The sequence below is a fragment of the Deinococcus aquaedulcis genome, assembly GCF_019693445.1.
Taxonomy (GTDB): domain Bacteria; phylum Deinococcota; class Deinococci; order Deinococcales; family Deinococcaceae; genus Deinococcus; species Deinococcus aquaedulcis.
In genome coordinates, this window is record NZ_JAHRBL010000004.1 from 247670 (window position 1) to 266337 (window position 18668).

Annotated in this window: 19 protein-coding genes; 10 read left to right on the forward strand and 9 right to left on the reverse strand. The window is 69.9% G+C overall.

Annotated features, from left to right (window positions below):
* Positions 1–102 precede the first annotated feature (102 nt).
* From KMW22_RS07895 to KMW22_RS07920, 6 genes are all read right to left on the reverse strand, one after another.
* Positions 103–723: a hypothetical protein gene (locus tag KMW22_RS07895; RefSeq protein ID WP_221089481.1), complete on the reverse strand. Its 621-nt coding sequence runs from the start codon at positions 721–723 to the stop codon at positions 103–105.
* A gap of 137 nt (positions 724–860) precedes the next feature.
* Entirely contained in the window at positions 861–2756 is a 1896-nt protein-coding gene (locus tag KMW22_RS07900; RefSeq protein WP_221089482.1) for an amylo-alpha-1,6-glucosidase, read from the reverse strand.
* Between the two features lie 43 nt (positions 2757–2799).
* Positions 2800–4335, reverse strand: a complete 1536-nt coding sequence (locus KMW22_RS07905; protein WP_221089483.1) for a carbohydrate ABC transporter permease — start codon at positions 4333–4335, stop codon at positions 2800–2802.
* Positions 4332–5429, reverse strand: coding sequence for a carbohydrate ABC transporter permease (locus tag KMW22_RS07910; protein ID WP_221089484.1), 1098 nt, complete (start codon positions 5427–5429; stop codon positions 4332–4334). The genes KMW22_RS07905 and KMW22_RS07910 overlap by 4 nt, the downstream gene beginning before the upstream one ends.
* Before the next feature lie 174 nt (positions 5430–5603).
* The gene (locus KMW22_RS07915) at positions 5604–6839 is read right to left on the reverse strand and encodes an ABC transporter substrate-binding protein (RefSeq protein ID WP_221089485.1); all 1236 of its coding nucleotides are present in this window, start codon (positions 6837–6839) and stop codon (positions 5604–5606) included.
* Positions 6836–7813: a LacI family DNA-binding transcriptional regulator gene (locus KMW22_RS07920; RefSeq protein WP_221089486.1), complete on the reverse strand. Its 978-nt coding sequence runs from the start codon at positions 7811–7813 to the stop codon at positions 6836–6838. The genes KMW22_RS07915 and KMW22_RS07920 overlap by 4 nt, the downstream gene beginning before the upstream one ends.
* 340 nt (positions 7814–8153) lie before the next feature.
* Between KMW22_RS07920 and rraA the strand changes: the two genes are divergently transcribed.
* The 5 genes from rraA (at position 8154) to rdgB (ending at position 12458) form a co-directional block, all read left to right on the forward strand.
* Positions 8154–8687 carry a ribonuclease E activity regulator RraA gene (rraA, locus tag KMW22_RS07925; protein ID WP_221089487.1) on the forward strand — a complete coding sequence of 178 codons (534 nt, stop codon included), beginning with the start codon at positions 8154–8156 and terminating at the stop codon, positions 8685–8687.
* Between the two features lie 71 nt (positions 8688–8758).
* Entirely contained in the window at positions 8759–9148 is a 390-nt protein-coding gene (locus tag KMW22_RS07930) for a YbaN family protein (protein ID WP_221089488.1), read from the forward strand.
* Between the two features lie 58 nt (positions 9149–9206).
* A complete protein-coding gene (locus tag KMW22_RS07935) occupies positions 9207–10220 on the forward strand; it encodes a 4Fe-4S dicluster domain-containing protein (RefSeq protein WP_221089489.1) in 1014 nt (337 codons plus the stop codon).
* A gap of 140 nt (positions 10221–10360) precedes the next feature.
* Positions 10361–11734, forward strand: a complete 1374-nt coding sequence (locus KMW22_RS07940; RefSeq protein ID WP_221089490.1) for a D-alanyl-D-alanine carboxypeptidase/D-alanyl-D-alanine-endopeptidase — start codon at positions 10361–10363, stop codon at positions 11732–11734.
* 103 nt (positions 11735–11837) lie between these two features.
* Positions 11838–12458 (forward strand): RdgB/HAM1 family non-canonical purine NTP pyrophosphatase, encoded by a 621-nt coding sequence (rdgB, locus tag KMW22_RS07945; RefSeq protein ID WP_235692780.1) that lies wholly within the window; start codon positions 11838–11840, stop codon positions 12456–12458.
* Between the two features lie 383 nt (positions 12459–12841).
* On the opposite strand, the gene KMW22_RS07950 is transcribed toward rdgB, so the two are convergent.
* Positions 12842–13285, reverse strand: coding sequence for a SufE family protein (locus KMW22_RS07950; protein ID WP_221089491.1), 444 nt, complete (start codon positions 13283–13285; stop codon positions 12842–12844).
* A gap of 143 nt (positions 13286–13428) precedes the next feature.
* Between KMW22_RS07950 and KMW22_RS07955 the strand changes: the two genes are divergently transcribed.
* Positions 13429–14289: a sulfurtransferase gene (locus tag KMW22_RS07955; protein WP_221089492.1), complete on the forward strand. Its 861-nt coding sequence runs from the start codon at positions 13429–13431 to the stop codon at positions 14287–14289.
* 77 nt (positions 14290–14366) lie between these two features.
* Complete coding sequence (locus KMW22_RS07960; protein WP_221089493.1) at positions 14367–14612, forward strand: hypothetical protein; 246 nt, start codon at positions 14367–14369, stop codon at positions 14610–14612.
* Between the two features lie 39 nt (positions 14613–14651).
* Here KMW22_RS07960 and KMW22_RS07965 read toward each other — a convergent pair whose 3' ends face one another.
* Entirely contained in the window at positions 14652–15842 is a 1191-nt protein-coding gene (locus tag KMW22_RS07965) for a macrolide family glycosyltransferase (protein ID WP_221089494.1), read from the reverse strand.
* A gap of 307 nt (positions 15843–16149) precedes the next feature.
* Here KMW22_RS07965 and KMW22_RS19310 point away from each other — a divergent pair, with 307 nt between their 5' ends.
* Positions 16150–16827: a hypothetical protein gene (locus KMW22_RS19310; RefSeq protein ID WP_235692749.1), complete on the forward strand. Its 678-nt coding sequence runs from the start codon at positions 16150–16152 to the stop codon at positions 16825–16827.
* Here KMW22_RS19310 and KMW22_RS07975 read toward each other — a convergent pair.
* Positions 16824–17783, reverse strand: coding sequence for a metallophosphoesterase family protein (locus KMW22_RS07975; protein ID WP_221089495.1), 960 nt, complete (start codon positions 17781–17783; stop codon positions 16824–16826). The two genes, KMW22_RS19310 and KMW22_RS07975, sit on opposite strands and share 4 nt — an antisense overlap.
* 70 nt (positions 17784–17853) lie before the next feature.
* Between KMW22_RS07975 and KMW22_RS07980 the strand changes: the two genes are divergently transcribed.
* Entirely contained in the window at positions 17854–18126 is a 273-nt protein-coding gene (locus KMW22_RS07980; protein ID WP_221089496.1) for a hypothetical protein, read from the forward strand.
* Between the two features lie 178 nt (positions 18127–18304).
* Complete coding sequence (locus tag KMW22_RS07985) at positions 18305–18661, forward strand: MmcQ/YjbR family DNA-binding protein (RefSeq protein WP_221089497.1); 357 nt, start codon at positions 18305–18307, stop codon at positions 18659–18661.
* Positions 18662–18668: the final 7 nt, after the last annotated feature.

An 18668-nucleotide genomic window follows, 5' to 3' on the forward strand; every position in this document is an offset into this window, starting at 1 on the left:
AAGGGCCTGCATCAGAGTTTTCCCCACTGCTCGACCCCTCGGCCCACCTTCATGCCACAAAAAACCCAGACGCCCCTTTGGACGCCTGGGCTCCTTCTTCCCTTACTTGTCCAGCGGGTCCGGGTTGCGGCTGGCCATCTTGCCTTCTTCAATGGTGTTGTCGTGGCGGAACTGCTTTTCGCGTTCGCCTTCCAGGGCCACGCCCGCGCGGTGGTCGCCGGGTTCCAGGCGCTTGTCGCTATGCTGCATGGTGGGGTCGGGGGTGGTGGGCACGCCGGCCGGGCGCTCGTCGGGGGTGCGGTCGGCGGGGGTCACGTAGGGGTCGCGGTCGGTCATGGTGGCCTCCTGGTGGTGGGGTCGGGGCATGGCGTCGGGGACGGTGGGTTCGGTGGCGGCGCCCGGCGGGGTGGCGGGCCTGGGGCTCAGGCCCCCCGGGGCGGCGTCGGCGGCGGCGGGTTCAGGCTCGGTGTTCAGCTCGGCCATCAGGCGCTCGCGGGCGCGGATCTCGTCTTCCAGGCGCCGCACCTCTTCCTGCACCCCCGAGAGCACGTCAGCCGGGGCCCCGGCATGGTACGAGCGGCCAAGGCGGGCGTACAGGGCGTCAAGTTCGCGGCCCAGCTGAAAGATTTCCATGCGCAGCCGCGCGGCGTGCGCCACCTCTTCGCCCCGGCGCTGCACCCGCTCTGCGCCCCGTTTGACGGTGTTCAGAATGTTGTCCAGCATGCCTGTCAGTGTGCGCCCGCCGCCGGTGAGGTTGGGGCGGGTGGGCTGCAGAAAACCTTAACGGGGGCAGACCCTGGGCCGTGAGCCATGAGCCATGAGCCATGAGCCATGAGCCATGAGCCAGTTTCCCGTCTGGGTTAGCGGCTGGCGACCACCTCGGTAGGATGGGGGACGGCGTCGGCGTTGCTGCCCAGCAGGGGCCACAGGGCCAGGGGAATGGCGGCGTCCCAGCCCTGGGGGTGGCAGGCGGCGGGATAGGGGACGGGGGGCGTGTGGGCCTCGCGGGGGAAGCCGGCAAACAGTTCGCTGAGGCGGTGGTCGGGGGCGGCGCGGGCGGCGTCAAAGAGGGCGCGGGCCACCTGCTGGGCCTGGGCGTGCAGGCCGCAGCGGGCCATGCCCAGGGCCGCCAGGGCGGTGTCGTGTGGCCACACGCTGCCGTTGTGGTACGACACCGGGTTGTAGCGCCGCTCCCCGGTGCCCAGGGTGCGAATGCCCCAGCCGCTCCACAGTTCTGGGCCCAGGGCGCTGGCGGCCACCTGCACCGCGTAGGGCGGGGCAATGATGCCGGTGCACAGGGTATGGGCCGCGTTGCTCACCAGCACCCGCAGCGGCTGTTTATCGCCGTTCAGGCCGTGCACGTAGGTGCCGCGCTCCGGCCACCAGAAGGCCCGCTGAAAGGCCGCCTGCAGCGCCAGGGCCCGCGCGTCCCAGGCTTCGGCGGCTCCGGGTTCGCCCAGCTGGCGGTACATGCTGGCCGCCGCGCGGTAGGCCGCGTAGGCGTAGCCCTGGACCTCGATCACCGCCACATGGCCGCTGACATCCACCCCGTCCTCGGTAAAGGTGGAGTCGCCGCTGTCTTTCCAGACCGCGTTGGTAATCCCGTTGGGGTCCGGGGTGTATTCCAGAAAGCCGTCGCCGTCGGGGTCGCCGTCGTGCAGGCACCACTGCAGGGCCGCTTCCCAGTGCGGGCGCAGTTCCCCGGCCAGGGCGGGGTCCGTGCGGGCCAGTTCGCCCACCAGCCACACGAACAGCGGCGTGGCGTCGGCGGTGGCGTAGTAGGGGCGGTGCGGGGTGTGGCCCAGGCGTGTCAGCTCGCCCACCCGCAGTTCGTGCAGGATCTTGCCGGGCTGCTCCAGGGTCATTGGGTCGTGGCGCACGCCCTGGTGGGCGGCGAGGTAGCGCGCCACCGTGCGGGCCAGCTCGGGCAGGTGGCGGTGCACCATCAGCGCCATCAGCATAGAGTCGCGGCCAAAAGGCGCCACGAACCAGGGCAGGCCCGCCGCCGGAAAGGCGCCGTGGTCGGTCTGAAAACTCAGGCTGCGCAGGTCGGCCACGCTGCGCTCCAGCACCTGCTGGTCGGCGGGGTCGGGCAGCTGCACCTGGGCGCGCAGCCTCTCGGTGAGGGCGCGGTATTCGGCCAGCAGCGCCGCCGGGTCGCCGGGGGTAGGCACCTCATCGTCCTGCAGGGGAAAGACGCTCACCTGTAATTGGGTGTGGGCATCTGGCAATGTCCAGACCAGGGCCTCGCCGTCCCAGGTGGCGGGGAGGCTGGCCTGCACCACGGTGCGGCTGCGCAGGCCGTCGCCCGCCGCATACGCGAAGGTCACGCCCTGGGCGGTGGCCTGCGCCTCAACCGCCCGCGCGCCCAGGCCGCCGGGCCAGCCGCGCACCTCGAACATATCCAGGTAATCGGCGCCCAGGTACAGCTTCAGTTCGTGGGGGCCCTGGCCCCGGTAACGGGTGACCTGCAGGGTGTCGCGCAGTTCGGTGGCGCTCAGGGTGAGGTCGCGGCGCAGGCCCACCTTCATGGTGTAGCCCACGTTGGCGTTGGCGGCCTGCTCGTGTAGCCAGAAGGGGGCGCGTTCCTGCTGCAGCAAGGGCTGGGGCGGCTGGCCGTCCAGGCGCCACTCGTAGCGCGACAGCACCCGCGTGTCGCGGCGGTACAGCCCGCTTTCGCCCTGGGCCACCACGTACTGGGCGTCGCCCACCAGATAAAGGTCGTTGTCTTTGAGAACCGTGCGGGTGTTGAGCATGACCGTCCTTGGAAGAAGAAAAGGGAGGGGCAGCGGCGCGCGCCTAGCCCTTCACCGCGCTGTCGGCCCCGGTGTCCACGAAGTAGCGCTGGAACACCACAAACAGGATGATCACCGGAATGGCGCTGAGCACCGCCCCGGCCAGAATCAGGCCGTAGTCGCCCTGGCCGCCGTACAGTTCGCGGAAGTTGGACAGGCCCACCGTGAGGGTGAAACTGGTGTTCTCGCGCAGAATCACCAGCGGCCAGAAAAAGTCGTTCCAGGCGCCCTGAAACTGGGTGATCGCCAGGGCGATCAGGGCCGGGCCCGCCTGCGGCAGCATCACGCGGAAGAAGGTGGTCAGGGTGCCCGCGCCGTCAATGGCCGCCGATTCCTCCAGTTCGCGCGGCATGCCTTCAAAAAACTGCTTCATCAGGAACACGCCGCCCGCCGCCACCAGCCCCGAGAGCCACAGGCCCCAGATGTTCAGCAGGTTCAGATCCTTGAGCAGCACGTAGTTGCTCACCAGATTGACCTGGGTGGGCACCATCTGCACGAACAGCACCGCTCCCAGGAAAATCAGGTTCTTGCCGGGAAACTGCATGCGGGCCAGCGCGTAGCCCGCCAGCGAGCAGAACACCACGGCCGCCGCCACCCGCAGGAAGGCGTACAGGAACGAGTTCATCACCCAGCTGAAAAACAGGCTGCGGCCACTCTTGCCGTCACGGGTTTCGTTAAAGGCCCGGCGGTAGTTGTTGAAGGTGTAGCCCAGCACCCCGGGCGTGATGTTGCGGTAGGCGAACGAGCGCCCGAAGTTCTGGCGGTCGCTGGGCGGCAGGGTGCTGCCCACGATGCTCTGGCCGCGCACCACGTCCACCTGCAGCGGCGTGCGCTCGAAGAGGGGCCCGCGCAGGGCGTAGCCGCCAGGGCCGCGCACCAGTTCCACCGCCTGCCCCTCGTTCAGTTCGTACTGCTTGGCCTGGGCTTCGGGGGTGTCCAGCACCACGGGCACCACCTCGCCCCCGGGCAGCCGGGCACGCAGATTGGCGTCTGGGGCCACCAGCACCGCGCGGACGGGGTCGCCAGTCTGGCGGGTGAGCACCGGGCTTTTGACGGTCACGCGGTAGGTGCGCACGTCGTTGCGCTGGGCCACCTGCTCGGTGGTGAGGGCGGCGTAGTCCTTGGCTTGGGCCTGCCGCGCCACCGCCACCAGACTGACGGGCTGGTAGGGAAATAGGGCCACGGTGGGCGGGGTTTGCGGCGCGCCGGCGGGCGACTGCACGCTCACCTCAAAGCTCACGCTGCGTCCGGGCTTCAGGCCACCCTGCCAGCCGTCGCCCCCGCCCTGCACACCCAGCTGCCACGCCCGCGTGATGAACTGCGGGGTCAGCTGCGGAATGTTCAGGGTGGGCGGGTACTCGTTGGGGTTGTCTTTCAGGGAACTCAGCAGCCCGGTCACAAAGGGGCCCAGAAAGAAAAAGCTCATGACCAGCATGAAGGCGTACAGCCAGCCCGCGCGGGCCCAGCGGCGCCGCGCCAGCCAGCGGTCGCGGGCCTGGGGGGTGTGGTGGGCCGGGGTGCCCGGCAGCGCAGCCGTCATGAGGCCTCCGAGGGAAAGAAGCGGCGCTGCACAAAGACCATCGCCAGAATGATCAGGGCCAGGATGATCGCCGCCGCCGAGGCCATGTTCACCGGCGCGGCGCCGGCTTTGAAGGTGTTGGTATACACGTAGTACGCCAGCGTGACCAGCGTATCGGGCGGCGCGGCGCTGCCGATCACCGCCACCTGATCGAACATCTGCATGGTGCCGATCAATCCCACGGTCACCACGTAAAAGGTCACCGGGCGCAGCATGGGCACCGTCACGCGCGTCAGTTTCTGCCAGGGCGTGGCGCCGTCAATATCGGCGGCCTCGTACAGCGCGCCGGGAATGTTCTGCAGCCCTGCCAGGAAAAACAGCATCAGCGTGGGAATGGTGGTGAAGGTGTTCTGAATGATGACCACCAGCAGCGGTACGCTCAGCACCCGCACCCCGCCCACCTCGATCCACTTGTCGGCAAAGTACTGGTAGTCAAAGGGGGCCACCTCGCGCGCGCCCACCACGCCGGTCCAGGCCAGCAGCCCTGTGACCGCCAGGGCCCCCAGGGCACTCACCGCCGCCAGGGCCGGGTCCAGCCAGCCAGCGGGCAGCCGCCGGGCGCGTTCCCACAGCACCTGGCCCACCTGCAGGGCCAACAGCGTGCCCAGAAAGGTGAGGATCAGGGGCTGGTACGCCTGCCACTGGGTGATCAGGTAGTTGGCGATGCCCCGGCGCTGAAACAGCCACAGGAAAATCAGCGTGATGACCACAGAAGACGTGATGCTGGGCATGTACCACGCCGAACGGAAAAAGCCCATGCCCCGGATCTTGTTGTTCAGCGCCACGGCCATCAGCAGCGCGCCAATGGTCTGCAGCGTGGTGGTCACCAGGGCAAACACCAGGCTGTTGCCCAGGGCCCGGCGAAACGATGGATCGCCCAGCACGTCGGCGTAGGGGGCCACGCCGATAAGTTTCGGCGTGTTGAACAGGTTGAAGTCGGTAAACGAGTAGTACAGCGCCCGCCCAAAGGCATAGAAGAAAAAGATGGCCGTGGTGATCAGAAACGGCGCGAGAAACAGGTAGGCGGTCGGGGTCTGCGAGCGGTGCTGGCGCATAGGGGCCCTCCAGCCGGGCAGGGGAGAGGCGTCAGGGGCGCCCAGGGCCCTGACGTGGTCAGGAGGGGGGGGAGGGGGCAGGCACGTCCCTTCACCCACCCTCCCGGGGCCCCCTCTCCGCTAGGCAGCGCTCTGAGCCCCAGAAGCGGAGAGGGGCAAGGGCCTATCCGTCCCTTAGCGGTTCTGGAAGGTGCTCATGTCGGCCTGCGCTTTTTTCAGCGCGTCGGCGGCACTCTTCTGGCCACTCAGCACGGCGGCCAGGGCCTCGTTGATCGGCTTGCTCCAGTCGGTGCCCTGGGGCCCGAAGGTAAAGGCGCGCACGTTGCCGTCGTCGGCGCCGTCAAAGACCAGGCGGCTGTTCACAGCGCCGGGGTCGGTCTTTTTAAAGTAGGCGTTGCTGGTCAGCGCCGTGCGGCTGGGAATGGCAAGGCCCTGTTCCAGCACGTACTGCTGCACCTGCGGGCTGGTGAGGATGTTCAGCACCTTCAGCGCGGCCTGCCGGTTCTTGGTGCCGCTGTTGATGGCCCAGCCCACGGTGTACAGGAAGTTGCCGCGCGTGCCGGTCTTGGTGTACTTGGGCATCAGGGCGGTGCCGAACTTCAGGTTCGGGGCGTTGTCGCGCAGGAAGTTCACGATCCAGCTGCCTTCAATGGCCACCGCCACCTTGCCGGTTTTCAGGCAGCCGCCGGTCCAGCCCTCGCTGACCTCGCTGGGCTGCACGCCCACCTTGTTTTTCGCCAGCCCCGTGTAGAAGTTAAAGGCCTCCACAAACCGGGGATCGGCCAGATTGGTGCGCCCCTTGCTGTCGAACTGCTGCCAGCCAGTGGCAAAGGCAAAGGCCCCAAAGCGGTCCCAGTTGGGCTGCAGGCAGATGCCCGCGTAGTCCGGGCCCAGTTTCTGCTTCAGGGTGGTCAGCTTGGTCTGCAGGGTGGCCCAGGTGTCGTTGTTGTTGGGGTAGGGCACGCCCGCTTCGTCGAACAGGTCGCGGTTGTACACCAGGGTCAGGGTGTTGAAGTCCTTGGCCACGCCGTACAGGCGCCCGTTCCGGGTAAAGGCGCTGTTCAGGCTCCTGATAAAGGGGCTGGTGTTCACCAGACCGTTCAGCGGCAGCACCTTGCCGGTGGCCACAAAGCCGTCAATGGTCTCGGCAGGCAGGTAAAACACGTCCCCGGCGTTGCCGGCCGCCAGCAGGGTGGTCAGCGCCTTGTTGTAGTCGCCCTGCAGCGGCTCGTAGACCACCGTAATGCGGTCCTTGGCCAGCGCAGGCTTCACAAAGCGGTTGATCAGGTCGCCCACCACGGCCGGGTCGGTGCCGCCGTAGCCGTTGATCTTGATGGTGGTCTGCGCCTGCGCGGTCTGGGCGGCAGCGGCGGCAAGCACGGCGAGGCTCAGGAGCACGGTCTTTTTCATGGCGTCCCTCCGGGGGGTGGCGCGACAGTGGCGCCGGGCATCAGGTGTACAGGAATGAATTCGCCCCGCGCGGGCAGGCCGCGAATGGCCTCCTGCACCAGGGTCAGGGCGGTGGCGGCAATGCGGGGAATGTCCTGGGCCACGGTGGTCAGCTTCAGCGGAATGGGCAGTTCGGGCAGGCCGTCAAAGCCCACCACGCTGACCTCGTGCGGCACGCGCACGCCCAGGTCGTCCAGCGCGGCCACGGCGCCAGCGGCACTCTCGTCGCTCTGGGCAAAGAGGCCGGTAAAGCGCAGCCCCCCTTCCCAGGCGCGGCGCACGGCGCGGTAGCCGCCCAGCACGGTGAAATCGCTGGCAATGGTCTGCAGGGTGGCCCCGGCGGCGCGCGCCGCGTCCCGCGCGCCGTATTCGCGGTCCTGGGCCACCTGGCTGGGCCCGGCCCCCAGGTAGGCCAGCTGGCGGTGGCCCGCGCCCGTCAGTTGCCGGGTGGCCAGGCGCGCGCCGCCCACATCGTCGGGCGCCACCCAGAAGGCCCCCGGCTGGTGCCCGATCAGCACAGCCGGCACCCCCTGGGCCGCCAGATAGCTCAGGCGGGGGTCGCCGTCCACGGCGTGCATCACCAGCACCGCGCTGGGCAACCGGGCCATGCCCTGCAGGTCGGCGCGCAGGTCCACCAGCTGCACACCCTGCGGGGCCGTCTGGCTTTCCAGCGCCCGGCGAAACAGCACGTGATAGGGGTGCAGCAGCGGATCGTCGCGGTCCAGCGACAGCCCCAGCGTCTGCCCGGTGCGCCAGCTCAGGTGCCGGGCCGCCGGGTCCGGCGCGTAGCTCAGCTGCACCATCACGTCCTGCACCCGTTGCCGGGTGCGCGCCGCCACGGTGCTGTGGCCGTTCAGCACGCGGCTGACGGTGCCCTTGCTCACGCCAGCGGCGCGGGCGATGTCGTCAATGGTGGCGCGGGTCGTGGGGGTCATGGCTCCGATTCTGGCGGGCCCAGGCCGCTGGCGGGGGAGAGGTGAGGGGAGTGGGCAGACTGTAACCGGTTACAACAGCAGCGCGAAAAGAGAGTGATGCCGTACTGGCGGCAAAGCAGGAGAACGCGCGGGCCCGGTGGCTCAGAAAATGTAAGCGGTTACAAAACCATCGTACTCCGGAAGCGCCGCCTGTCAAGTCGCGCTTGGCAAAAGGCCCGGGGTGCCCAGGGCAGGGGCTCAGGCGGGGGAGAGGCGCACCGCTCCTCACCTCCTGCCCCCGCTTTGCTGTTGTTCCCTGCGGAGTACGGCTGCCGCTCCGCTCCGCTTGCTTCACTAGAGCATGACCCCCACCCCCACCCACACCGAGCTCCGCAGCGCCGATCAACCCAGTGCCGATCTGCCTACCCAGGACCTGCCCACCACCGACCTGAGCGACCTCTACCCGGACGCGCAGGTGCTTCTGCCGCTGCTGACCGACTACGGTGGCCGCCCCCGTTTTACCGGCACGGCGGTGACTCTGCGGGTGCACGAGCACAACCCGCTGGTGCGCGCCGCCCTGGAAACCCCCGGCGAGGGCCGCGTGCTGGTGGTGGACGGCGGCGGCAGCCTGAACTGTGCGCTGCTGGGCGGGCTGCTGGGCGATCTGGCGGTGCAGAACGGCTGGGCCGGCGTGATCGTGCACGGCTGCGTGCGCGACACCGCCGAACTGCGCTGCCTGCCGCTGGGCGTGCGGGCCCTGGCCGCCCACCCGCGCCGCAGCGGCAAGGCCATGCAGGGCGAACAGAACGTGTCGGTCACGTTTGCGGGCGTCACCATTCGCCCCGGTGACCGCCTGCACGCCGATGAAGACGGCATCGTGGTGCTGCCGGCCTGAGGGGGGCGTCCCTCTTCCTAGGTGCCTAAACCTGGGACTGGGCCACCTGGGACTGGGCTAGGCTGGGGGCTATGGCTTCGTTGCCGCCGGCGCCCCCCAAAATCCGCCCCCTGTGGGTGGCGCTGGGCTTTGTTCTGACGGGCCTGGGTGTGCTGGGGCTGCTGTTGCCCGGGCTGCCGGGTACGGTGTGGTTTGTGCTGGCCGCCGCCTGTTTCTCGCGCGGCGATCCGCGCTGGGAGGCGTGGCTGCTCTCGCGCCCGGTGGTGGGGCCGCTGGTGCAGGACTACCGCGCGGGGCGGGGGATGCCGCTGCGGGCCAAATGGGTGGCCTGCCTGTGCATCGTGCTGGCCGTGGCCTTCAGCGTGGGGCGCATTCCGGTGCTGGCCGGACAGGTGCTTTGGGTGCTGCTGGGGCTGGCCGGCGTGCTGTACATCACGCTGCGGGTGCCCACGCGGCGCTGAACGCAGACCCGGCGCTGCGCCACGGTGTGCCGGCCCGGCCCGCGCGTAGACTGCCCCAATGCTTGACGGAGTCCTGGCCCGGCTGGACGAGGCCACCAACCCCCTGCCCCGCTTCACGGCCCCGCGCTGCCTGCTGGAACGTCAGGCGGTGGGGGGCTGCGACGCCTGCCACCGCACCTGCCCGCACGGCGCCATCGAACTGGGCCCACTGGGCCAGAGCGTGCAGATTGACCCGGCCAAGTGCACCGGCTGCGGCCTGTGCGTGCAGGTGTGCCCCAGCGGCGCCCTGGAATACAATCTGGAACCCGCCCTGCAAGCGGTCAAAGACCAGCAGGCCCCCGGCAGCCGCCCCGGTCCCGACGCCAGCCTCACCTGTGCCCAGAGCGGCGCGGGCGGCCCCACACTGCCCTGCCTGGGGCGCGTGACCCCGGCGCTGCTGTCGGCCGCCGGGGCCTGGGGCGCGCCGCTGACCCTGCTGCACGGCGACTGCGCCGCGTGCCCGGTGGGCGCCCCCGATGTGCCGGCCCGCCTGGAGCGGGTGCTGGACGAAGCCCAGCGCCTGCGCGCCCCCACCGGCCAGCCCGCCCGGGTGACCATCCGCCGCGCGGCGCCCGAGGACAGGACGCGGGCCCTGACCGTGTCGCGCCGGGGGGCCTTTGGGGCCCTGTTCCGTGCGGGCAAGCAGCAGGTGGCCCAGAGCCTGCCCGAGCAACCCCTGCCCTTCGTGGACTGGAGCGTGCCTGAAGAGCGCACCCCCCAGGAATGGGTGTGGCGCGCGCGCAGCCTGAAGCCCGCCCCCCCGGAGGACGCCGCCATTTCCTGGCCCGCCCCGCTGGTGGACGACAGCTGTATTGATTGCCCGGTGTGCGCCAACGTGTGCCCCACAGGCGCCATTGCCCGCGAACTGCAACCCGACGGCGGCGTGCAACTGCTGCTGACCCTGAATGCCTGCACCGGCTGCATGGCCTGCCTGCAGTCCTGCCCCCCCCAAGCCATTCACGCCCAGACCCACTGGCGCCCGGCGGCCTTCCGCGCGCCGCTGCTGCTGCGGGAGAGCGATTCGGTGATGTAGGGCTGTGGGAAGTGGGGTGTGGGAAGGAGGAAGTGGGAAAAGAGAAAGGCGGGGCGCGGGCAAACCAGGGCTTGACAGGCCCGCCGGGCCGCATGAGGCAGTCTCACTGCCACCCCGCCCCCTGCTCTATCCTGTCCCCCATGCGCCGCGCTGCCCTGCTGATTTTCTGTCTGCTGAGCGCAGGGGCCCAGGCGCCCGAGGGAGGCGACACGGTTCGGCTGACGCGCGAGCCGGGCCTGAGTGCGCCGGCGCGCGGGGTGCTCTCGAAGCTGCCGCCGGGGGTGCGCGCAGGGGTGCTGGTGGTGGACCTGCGCACGCGGGCGGTGCTGGAAACCCAGGCCCCCGACGACGCCTTTATTCCCGCCAGCACGATCAAGCTGATCACGGCCAGCAGCGTGCTGGACGAACGCGGGGGGTCGTCGGGGGCCTGGACAGCCGAATTGACGGTGCCTGCTGCCCAGGTGGGCCGCGCGCAGGTGTCGCACCTGACCCTGCGCGGCAGCGGCGACCCCACGCTGGCGGTCACGGGGGCCTACAGCCTGCGGGCCCTGGCGCAGCAGGCCTATGCCCACGGCGTGCGGCAGGTGGGGCAGGTGCGGCTGGACCAAACGCCGCTGAGTGGCGCCTGGGCACAGACTCCGCTGGGGCTGCCCATGACCGCCCTGCGACTGGCCGAATGGCGCGTTCGTCCCCCTGCCACCGCCGCTGAAGCCCAGGCGCGCCTGGGGGCGGCCCTGGTGCAGGAATTGCGCCGCGCCGGTATCTCTGTCGCCTCAGCGCAGATTGGGCGCGCCGCCCCGTTCCGGCCCTACGTGCCCCCCGCCCGCACCGACGACCAGGGCCGCCCGCTGCCCCCCGATCCCTGGATTCCGCTGGCCCAGCGCCCCGAGCAGGGGGTGGCCAGTGTGCGCAGCGCCTCGCCTGCGCGGGTGCTGGCGGCCATGCTGCGCCCCAGTGACAACCTGCGGGCCGAAGAACTGCTCGCCACCCTGGCCCACCGCCCCGGCGGCAACGGCACCCTCGCCGGGGCCCTGGCCCGGGAGCGGGCGTGGCTGCGCCGCGTGGGCGTAGACCTGCGGGGCGTGCGCCTCGCTGACGGCAGCGGCCTGAGCCGCGAGAACCGCCTGACCGCGCGGGCGCTGGTCACGGTGCTGCGCGCCCAGTACGATCTGCCCCACCCCCTGCCCGGCAAGACAGGCCTGCCTGGGGCCCTGTACCGCACGCGGGGCAACGCCTTCATTGAAGCGCTGCCCCAGGCCGGCACCGGCGAAAATGTGCCGGAGCACGACGGGCGCGGCGGTACCCTGGCCCGGCGGCTGCTGGGCGCGGGGCTGGACGTGCGCGCCAAGACCGGCACCCTGCCCGGGGTGAGTGCGCTGGCCGGATACGTGACGGGCCGCAGTGGACACCCCCTGGCCTTTGCGATCCTGATGAACGGCCCCGAGGATGCCCCTATCCTTACCCTGCGTGCTCTGCAGGACGAACTGGTGCAGGAACTGGCGGCGCGCTACTGACCCCCGGACCGCCTGGGCCTCGATACCCCCACCGCGCCGCCCCGCTGCCGGGCGTGGGGTTCTTCACATGCGGGCCAGGGCATCGCCTAGACTCGGGGGCGTGATGAACGACGCAGGGATGAAGGTCATGCTGGCCACCGGCAACGCCGGGAAAGTGCGGGAAATACAAGAAGCGCTGTCTGGCCTGAACTGGACCCTCACCAGCGTCAGCGGCCTGCCTCTGCCCGAGGAAACCGGGCGCACCTACGAGGACAACGCCGCCCTGAAAGCCTGCTTTGTGGCCCACATGACCGCCATGCCCGCCCTGGCCGACGACAGCGGCCTGGAAGTCGAGGCCCTGGGCGGCGAACCCGGCGTGTATTCGGCGCGCTACGGCAACTGGAACAGCGATGTGGAGCGCAACGTGTACCTGCTCGACAAGCTGCGCGGGCAGGCCAACCGCCGCGCCAAGTTCGTGTCGGTGGTGATTCTGGCTCACCCCGACGGTCACGTGGAAACCTACCGGGGCGAACTCCAGGGCACCCTGCTCGAAGGCCCGCGCGGCGACGGTGGCTTCGGCTACGACCCCCTCTTTGTGCCCGACGGCCACACCCGCACCCTCGCCGAAATGACCGTGCCTGAAAAGCGCGCCATCAGCCACCGGGGCCAGGCCCTGGCGGCTCTGGTCCATGCCTACCGCGAAGGCCCCCCCGCCCGCCCCGTCCCCACCACAAGCGACGAATAAAGCCCAAGAGCAACCGCCCACCCCGTCCCGCAAAGGATGAGGTGGGCGGTTGTTCTGGGTATGGAACTCGTCGGGCCAGAGACGTGCTGTTCAGTGAGTGTGCCTGAACCTACCCACCCAGCCCCCTTGTTTTGAAAAGGAGAACCTTCTGGGCCGCACCAAGATGCCTGGCTCCTCTACCGTCCAGGTCCAGACGAGGCCGTCGGGCGCGCAGCGCGCGGGCCCTTGCGCGTTCTCGGAGGATGGCGTCGAAGCCGGATACGTCAACGAAGAGGGAAGCGCAGCCGACTTCAGTAGAAACTCTTGCCCAGTGCGAACGTCTGCTCCCCCTGCCCCTCTGGGGTAGGGGGCTGGGGGGTGGGGCTAGCCAGGAAGCGCCACCCTCACCCCTGCCCATGCTCCCGAACATCCGTCTTCAACCGCATCAAAATCGCCCCCATCCCCCGAAGCCGCATCGGCGTAATCAACTCCGTCAGCCCCATGTCCATATAAAACTGGTCCGGAATATTCAAAATCTCTTCGGGCCGCGCGCCGTCCAGCGCCTCATGCAGAATGCCCGCGTAGCCGCGCACGGTCGGCGCTTCCTCAGGCACCTTGAAATACAGGTGCATACCGCCAGCCTCGTCCTGCTCGGTCACTAGGAAAAAGGGGCTGGTGCATTCGGGCACGGGCTTCAGGAACTCCGGGTGCTCCAGGTACTTCTCCGGCAGGCCGGGCAGCTTCTTGCTGTACTCCAGCAGGGCCTGCAGCCGCAGCGGTTTGGGCGCGCTGCGGAACAGATTCACGATGCTCTGCAGCTTTTCGGGAAGGGGCGCGCTCTCGGTCATGCCCGCCACTGTAGCGCCCGCCCCGGCGGGGGAATGGGGTGGGCTGTCCAGTTGACCTCTTTTGTCAATAACTGCCGCTCAGGGTTACAATCCGGGGGCAAACCGAGCAAGACCGGCCCAATTTCGCCTCAGGAGGCACACCTATGGACTACGCAAAAGACGTACTGGTCAGCACCGACTGGGTCGCCCAGAACCTGAACACCCCCGGCATCCGCCTCGTGGAGGTGGATGAAGACATCCTGCTGTACGACACTGGCCACATTCCCGGCGCCGTGAAGCTGGACTGGCAGACCGACCTGTGGCACCCCGTGGAACGCGACTTTATTACCCCTGAGGAAGTCAGCGCGCTGCTGGGCCGCCTGGGCATTGGGCCCAACGACCAGATCATCCTGTACGGCGACAAGAGCAACTGGTGGGCCGCCTACGCCTACTGGTTCCTGTCGTACAGCGGCGTGAAGAACCTGAAGCTGATGAACGGCGGGCGCCAGAAGTGGATCGCCGAGGGCCGCGAGACCACCACCGACGCACCCCAGGTGGAGGCGACCCAGTACCCGGCGCTGACCCGCGACGACTCGCTGCGCGCCTTCCGTGACGAGGTCAAGGCGCACCTGCAGAGCGTCAAGAATGGCGCGGGCGCCCTGGTGGACGTGCGCAGCCCCGACGAGTTCAGCGGCAAGGTGACCCACATGCCCGCCTACCCGCAAGAAGGCGTGCTGCGCGGCGGCCACATCCCCGGCGCCCGCTCCATTCCCTGGGCCAGGGCCACCAACGAGGACGGGACCTTCAAGAGCGCCGAGGAACTGAGGGCCCTGTACGAAGGCGAAGGCGTGACCCCCGACAAGGACGTGATCGCCTACTGCCGCATTGCCGAACGCAGCAGCCACAGCTGGTTCGTGCTGCGCGAACTGCTGGGCTACCCCAAGGTGCGCAACTACGACGGCAGCTGGACCGAATGGGGCAACGCCGTGGGCATGCCCATCGAAAAAACCTACAGCGAAGCGTAAGACCTCGGTTTTCCCGAGCGGCCAGTTCCTCCCAGGGCTGGCCGCTTTTGCTGCCTGCGCCCTGTACGCTGGCCCCTATGGTGCGGCGATCACTGGTACGGATTCCGGCAGAGGAAGGCGAACTGAGGCTGGATGTGCTGCCCGGCGGACAGGTGGGGCTGTCCTTTGCTGGCCGGCAGGAACGGTTCGGGACCATCGAGGCTGCCTTTGAGGGCGCGGCCCTGTGGCCCGGTCTGCCCGCCTACCTCTACGACGCGCTGGCCTGGGAGTTGGACCTGCTGGCCGGGCACAGCGTCAGGCGCTGGACCGGGGAAGACGGTTAGGCAGGAGAAACGCAGCCATTGGCTGAGCGCATGCCGCCTTCAGGCCATCCGCGCCTCAATGATCTGCGCCGCGCGGGCGGGCCCCCCGGCCTGCTCAAACGCCCCGCGCAGATCGCGGCACCGGCCCCGCACCGCCGTGTCCTGCGCCAGGGCGTCCACCGCCGCCCGCAACTGCCGGGCGCTGCGCTGGAATGGCTGCAGGGTGCGGCCAATGCCCAGCTGCGCCACCCGCTGGGCGATGGTGAACTGGTCGGCGGCCTGCGGCACCGCCACCACCGGCACCTCCTGCGAGATGGCTTCAGACACGCTGTTCATGCCCGCGTGGCTCACAAAGACGCTGGCGCGCGACAGCACCTCCAGCTGCGGCACGTAGGCCCGCGCCTGAATATGGTCGGGCAGCGGCCCCAGCACGGCAGGATCGGTGCGGTCGCCCACCGACAGGATGACCTGATAGGCGCCGTCGGCAAAGGCCGCCACACACTGGCGGAAAAAGTCTGGCTTGCGGTTAAACACCGTGCCCAGCGACACGTAGACCAGCGGCCGGTCGTCCAGTGGCCCCAATGTCGGCGGCTGCTCGGCGCGGGGGGCCACCGACGGCCCGATAAAGTGAAAGTGCGCCGGGAACTGCTCCCCACGCGGCTGAAAGGCCTGCGCGGTGCAGACCAGAACGTCGTCACCGTCCATAGACAGCAGATCAAACTGGGTCTGCATGGGCGGCGCCGCGTACTGCCGGGCCAGCTGCGCGGTCAGGCGGCGCAGTTCCAGCACCTCCCGGCCGCCGGGCAGCGGCGCGGGGCCCACGTCCAGGGCCATCAGCATGGGGCGGGGCGGCAGGACCCCCGGGCCCAGGGCAAACCCACTGCTGATGTTCACCAGGGGCAGCTTCAGCGTGCGGGCCACCATGCGGCCCCACAGGCACATGAAATCCGCCAGCACGCCAGCGGGGGCCAGGGCCACGACCTCGGCCAGAAGCCGGGGCAGCAGCGCGGCGGCGCAGTGGGCCTGCGCCAGGGCATAGGCGCTCAGGCGGGGCTGCTGCGCGCGCTCCACCGAGCGGAAATCCCAGGGAATGGGCCGGAAGGTGGCGCCCGTGGCCTCAATCTTCGCGCGCACCTCCTCGCCGCAGTAGTACACCACGTGGTATCCACGCTGAACGAGTTCGGTCACGATGGGCAGGGTGGGGTGAACATGTCCCAGCGCCGACAGCGTAAAGACCACAATGGTACTCATTGCCACACTCTACGGGTCGCGCCGGGCTGCCCAACGCTTGATGGTCTGGAGCCTGGGTGGCGGCGCCCTTTCAAGCCCAGGGCAGGCAGGTGCATAGGTTGACAGGGCCTGGATACCGCTCTATCTTTAAAAAATCAAGGCGGCCTGCGGGTCGCCTTTTTTGCTGGGCCGTCTTCGAGAAACGGCGCCTGTGCTGGGTTCTGCTGGCCCCTCTTGCGCTGGTGCACCCGGGACCTCTGACCAGCCAGGGGGGCGTGCGGCCCCAGGGTTCAGAAAAGTGTCATAGGCGGCACTCTAGGCTGAAGCCATGATGGGAGTTCTTGTCGCCCTGGCCGTGCTGGCTGCGCTCGCTCTGGTCTGGGCTGTGGCCCGGCGCCGCCGTCCCCCCGCCGCGCCCCCGGCCACCCCAGCGGACCGGCCCTCGGGCGTGCGCGTGGTGCCCACCCCCGCCGCCCCCTCCCCAGTGGTCAGCCCCCTGCCGCCCCAGACGGCCGCGCCCATTTCGCCGGCCCCCGTGCCCATGCCGGCAGCCCCGGTCCAGGCCGCGCCGGCCCCCGTTGTCCCGCCTGCTGCCGCTGCGGCGCCGGCCGTGGCAGCAACCGCCGTGACAGTGGCCCCTGTGGCGGCGGCCCCCGCCTTCCTGGCCCCTCCGGGCACCGCTGCCCTGGACGACCCCGACGCCATTCGCCCCGAAGTCAGCGCCGAAGCCGTGGCGACCGCCCGCGCCGCCGTGCAGGCCGATGTGCCCGACGAGGTGCTGTCCGACGCGCTGCTGGACGTGACCCCCGATGAGCTGAAGCGCCTGATGGCCGCCGTTCCCGAGGACGTGATGGCCCGCGCCATTGGGCAGGTGGACGACGTGCGTAACCAACCTGTGAAGGCCGAGGACCTGCAGCAGCTTCAGGGCCTGGGCAGCGCGCTGGACGATCTGGATATCTGGAGCTTCGGGGACGACAGCGCGTCGCCGGGCGGGCACAAGGCCTAACGCCCCCCTTCAAAACGTTCGACCCGTTCCAGCGGCCCGCCCAGTCCTTCCAGGCGGGCCGGCAGCGTCTCGGTCGGGACGGCCTTGCCTGTGGCCACGTCCACGGTTTGAAAGGTGGCGTGGCCCTGCGCCGGCCAGACGGTCAGCAGCGTGACCGTGCTGCGCGCGGTGCCGGGAAAACCCACGTAGGCCCGGCCCCCAATCCCGCCGGCCGATAGCACATTCAGCCCCCCCAGTCGTCCCGGGTAAAAGGCCGCGTGGTGGCCGTGCAGGTAGGCCAGCACGCCGCCCTCCTCCATGACCTGCCGCAGCGCCCCGGCTTCGCGGATCACCTCGCCGGGGCGGTTCTTGTCGGCGCTGACCCCGGCCAGGGGCAGGTGGCCCAGCACCAGCCGCACCCCCGCCGCGCGGGCCGGGCCCGAGGCCAGTTGCGCCGCCAGCCAGCGGCGCTGCGCGGCGTCCACCGTGGGCCCGCTGGCGTCCAGCGACACCACGAACACCTGTCCGCCGCCCAGCGTGAACGAGAAGCGAAAGGGAAACCCCGCGCGGTCCACGTAGGCCAGGGCCGGGGCGTGCGCCTGCCAGTAGCGCGCGGCCTCGCGCCGGTCGCCGGGCAGGGCGGCGTCGTGGTTGCCCAGCGTGAAGGCGAAGGGCAGGCCCGCCTGGGCCAGCGGGGCGCGCACTTCGCGGTCAAAGGCCGCCCACATGGCGCGCACCTGTCCGGCGCTCAGGCGGGGACTCTGGCCGGCCACCAGATCGCCGGGCGAGAGCACCGCGTCGGGTTGCCACGCCTGCACCTGGGCCAGGGCGCGGCCCAGCAGCGGCGGGTACGTGGTGGCGCCGTAGGGACCGTTGAAATCGCCCAGAATCGCCAGCCGCAGCGGGGGCGCCGGCGGCGGCGCGGCCGACAGCAGGGCAGGTAGCAGCAGGGCCAGCAGGGGGCGCAGGAGCGGCATGGCCGCACTGTCTCATGGGGTCTTGAGCAAATCATCAGCCGGGGCTGACCGGGGCGGGTCAGGCTGGGGCATGACCCCCGACGACCCCACCACCCCCAGAGACGCGCTTCCCGTGAACCCCACCCTGGCGCCCCACACCGCCCCCGCCGCCGACCACCGCCCCGCCGAGCAGGGGCCGGCGCCGGACCACCTGCCACCGGCCCCCGCCGTGCCCCAGCCCAGCGGCGACGGCCTGAGCAGCGCGGAAGTGACCGCCCTGGTAGGCGGCGCGGACCCCTCCATGATGGAAGCCAATCTGGCCCTGGAAAGCGCCGAGGGCCTGGACCCGACGACAGAGAGCTGAGCGCAAGCGCAGCCAGTCGTTTCAGCATGGGCGGCCTTCTGGGCCTGCGAGGTCAGTGCTGGAACGGCTTTGAGGTCCGCTCGGACCGCATCATTCCTAACGCTGCTCTCTGTGCTGAGGGGGCCGGCGTTGCGCGGCAGGCCGGGTGCGCTTCCTGCTTTGCCCCTAAGCTGGGCCCATGAAGTCCATGGCCGAGCTGCGCGCCGCGTGCGCCGCCCTGACGGGCTCGCAGGAAACCTTTCCCTTCGACGCCACTACCCTGGTCTTCAAGGTGGGCGGCAAGATGTACGCCCTGACCGACATCCAGGCCGAGCCCCTGGCCCTGTCGCTGAAGGTGCGCCCAGAGCAGGGGGACGAGCTGCGCGCGGCGTGGCCCGCCATTGCTCCTGGTTATCACCTGAACAAGCGCCACTGGATCACGGTGACCCTGGACGGCACCGTGCCCGACGAACTGGTGGCGGAACTGCTGCGCGGCAGCCACGCCCTGGTCACCGCTGGCCTGACCCGCGCCGCACGGGCCGAACTGGGTCTGTGAACGAGGG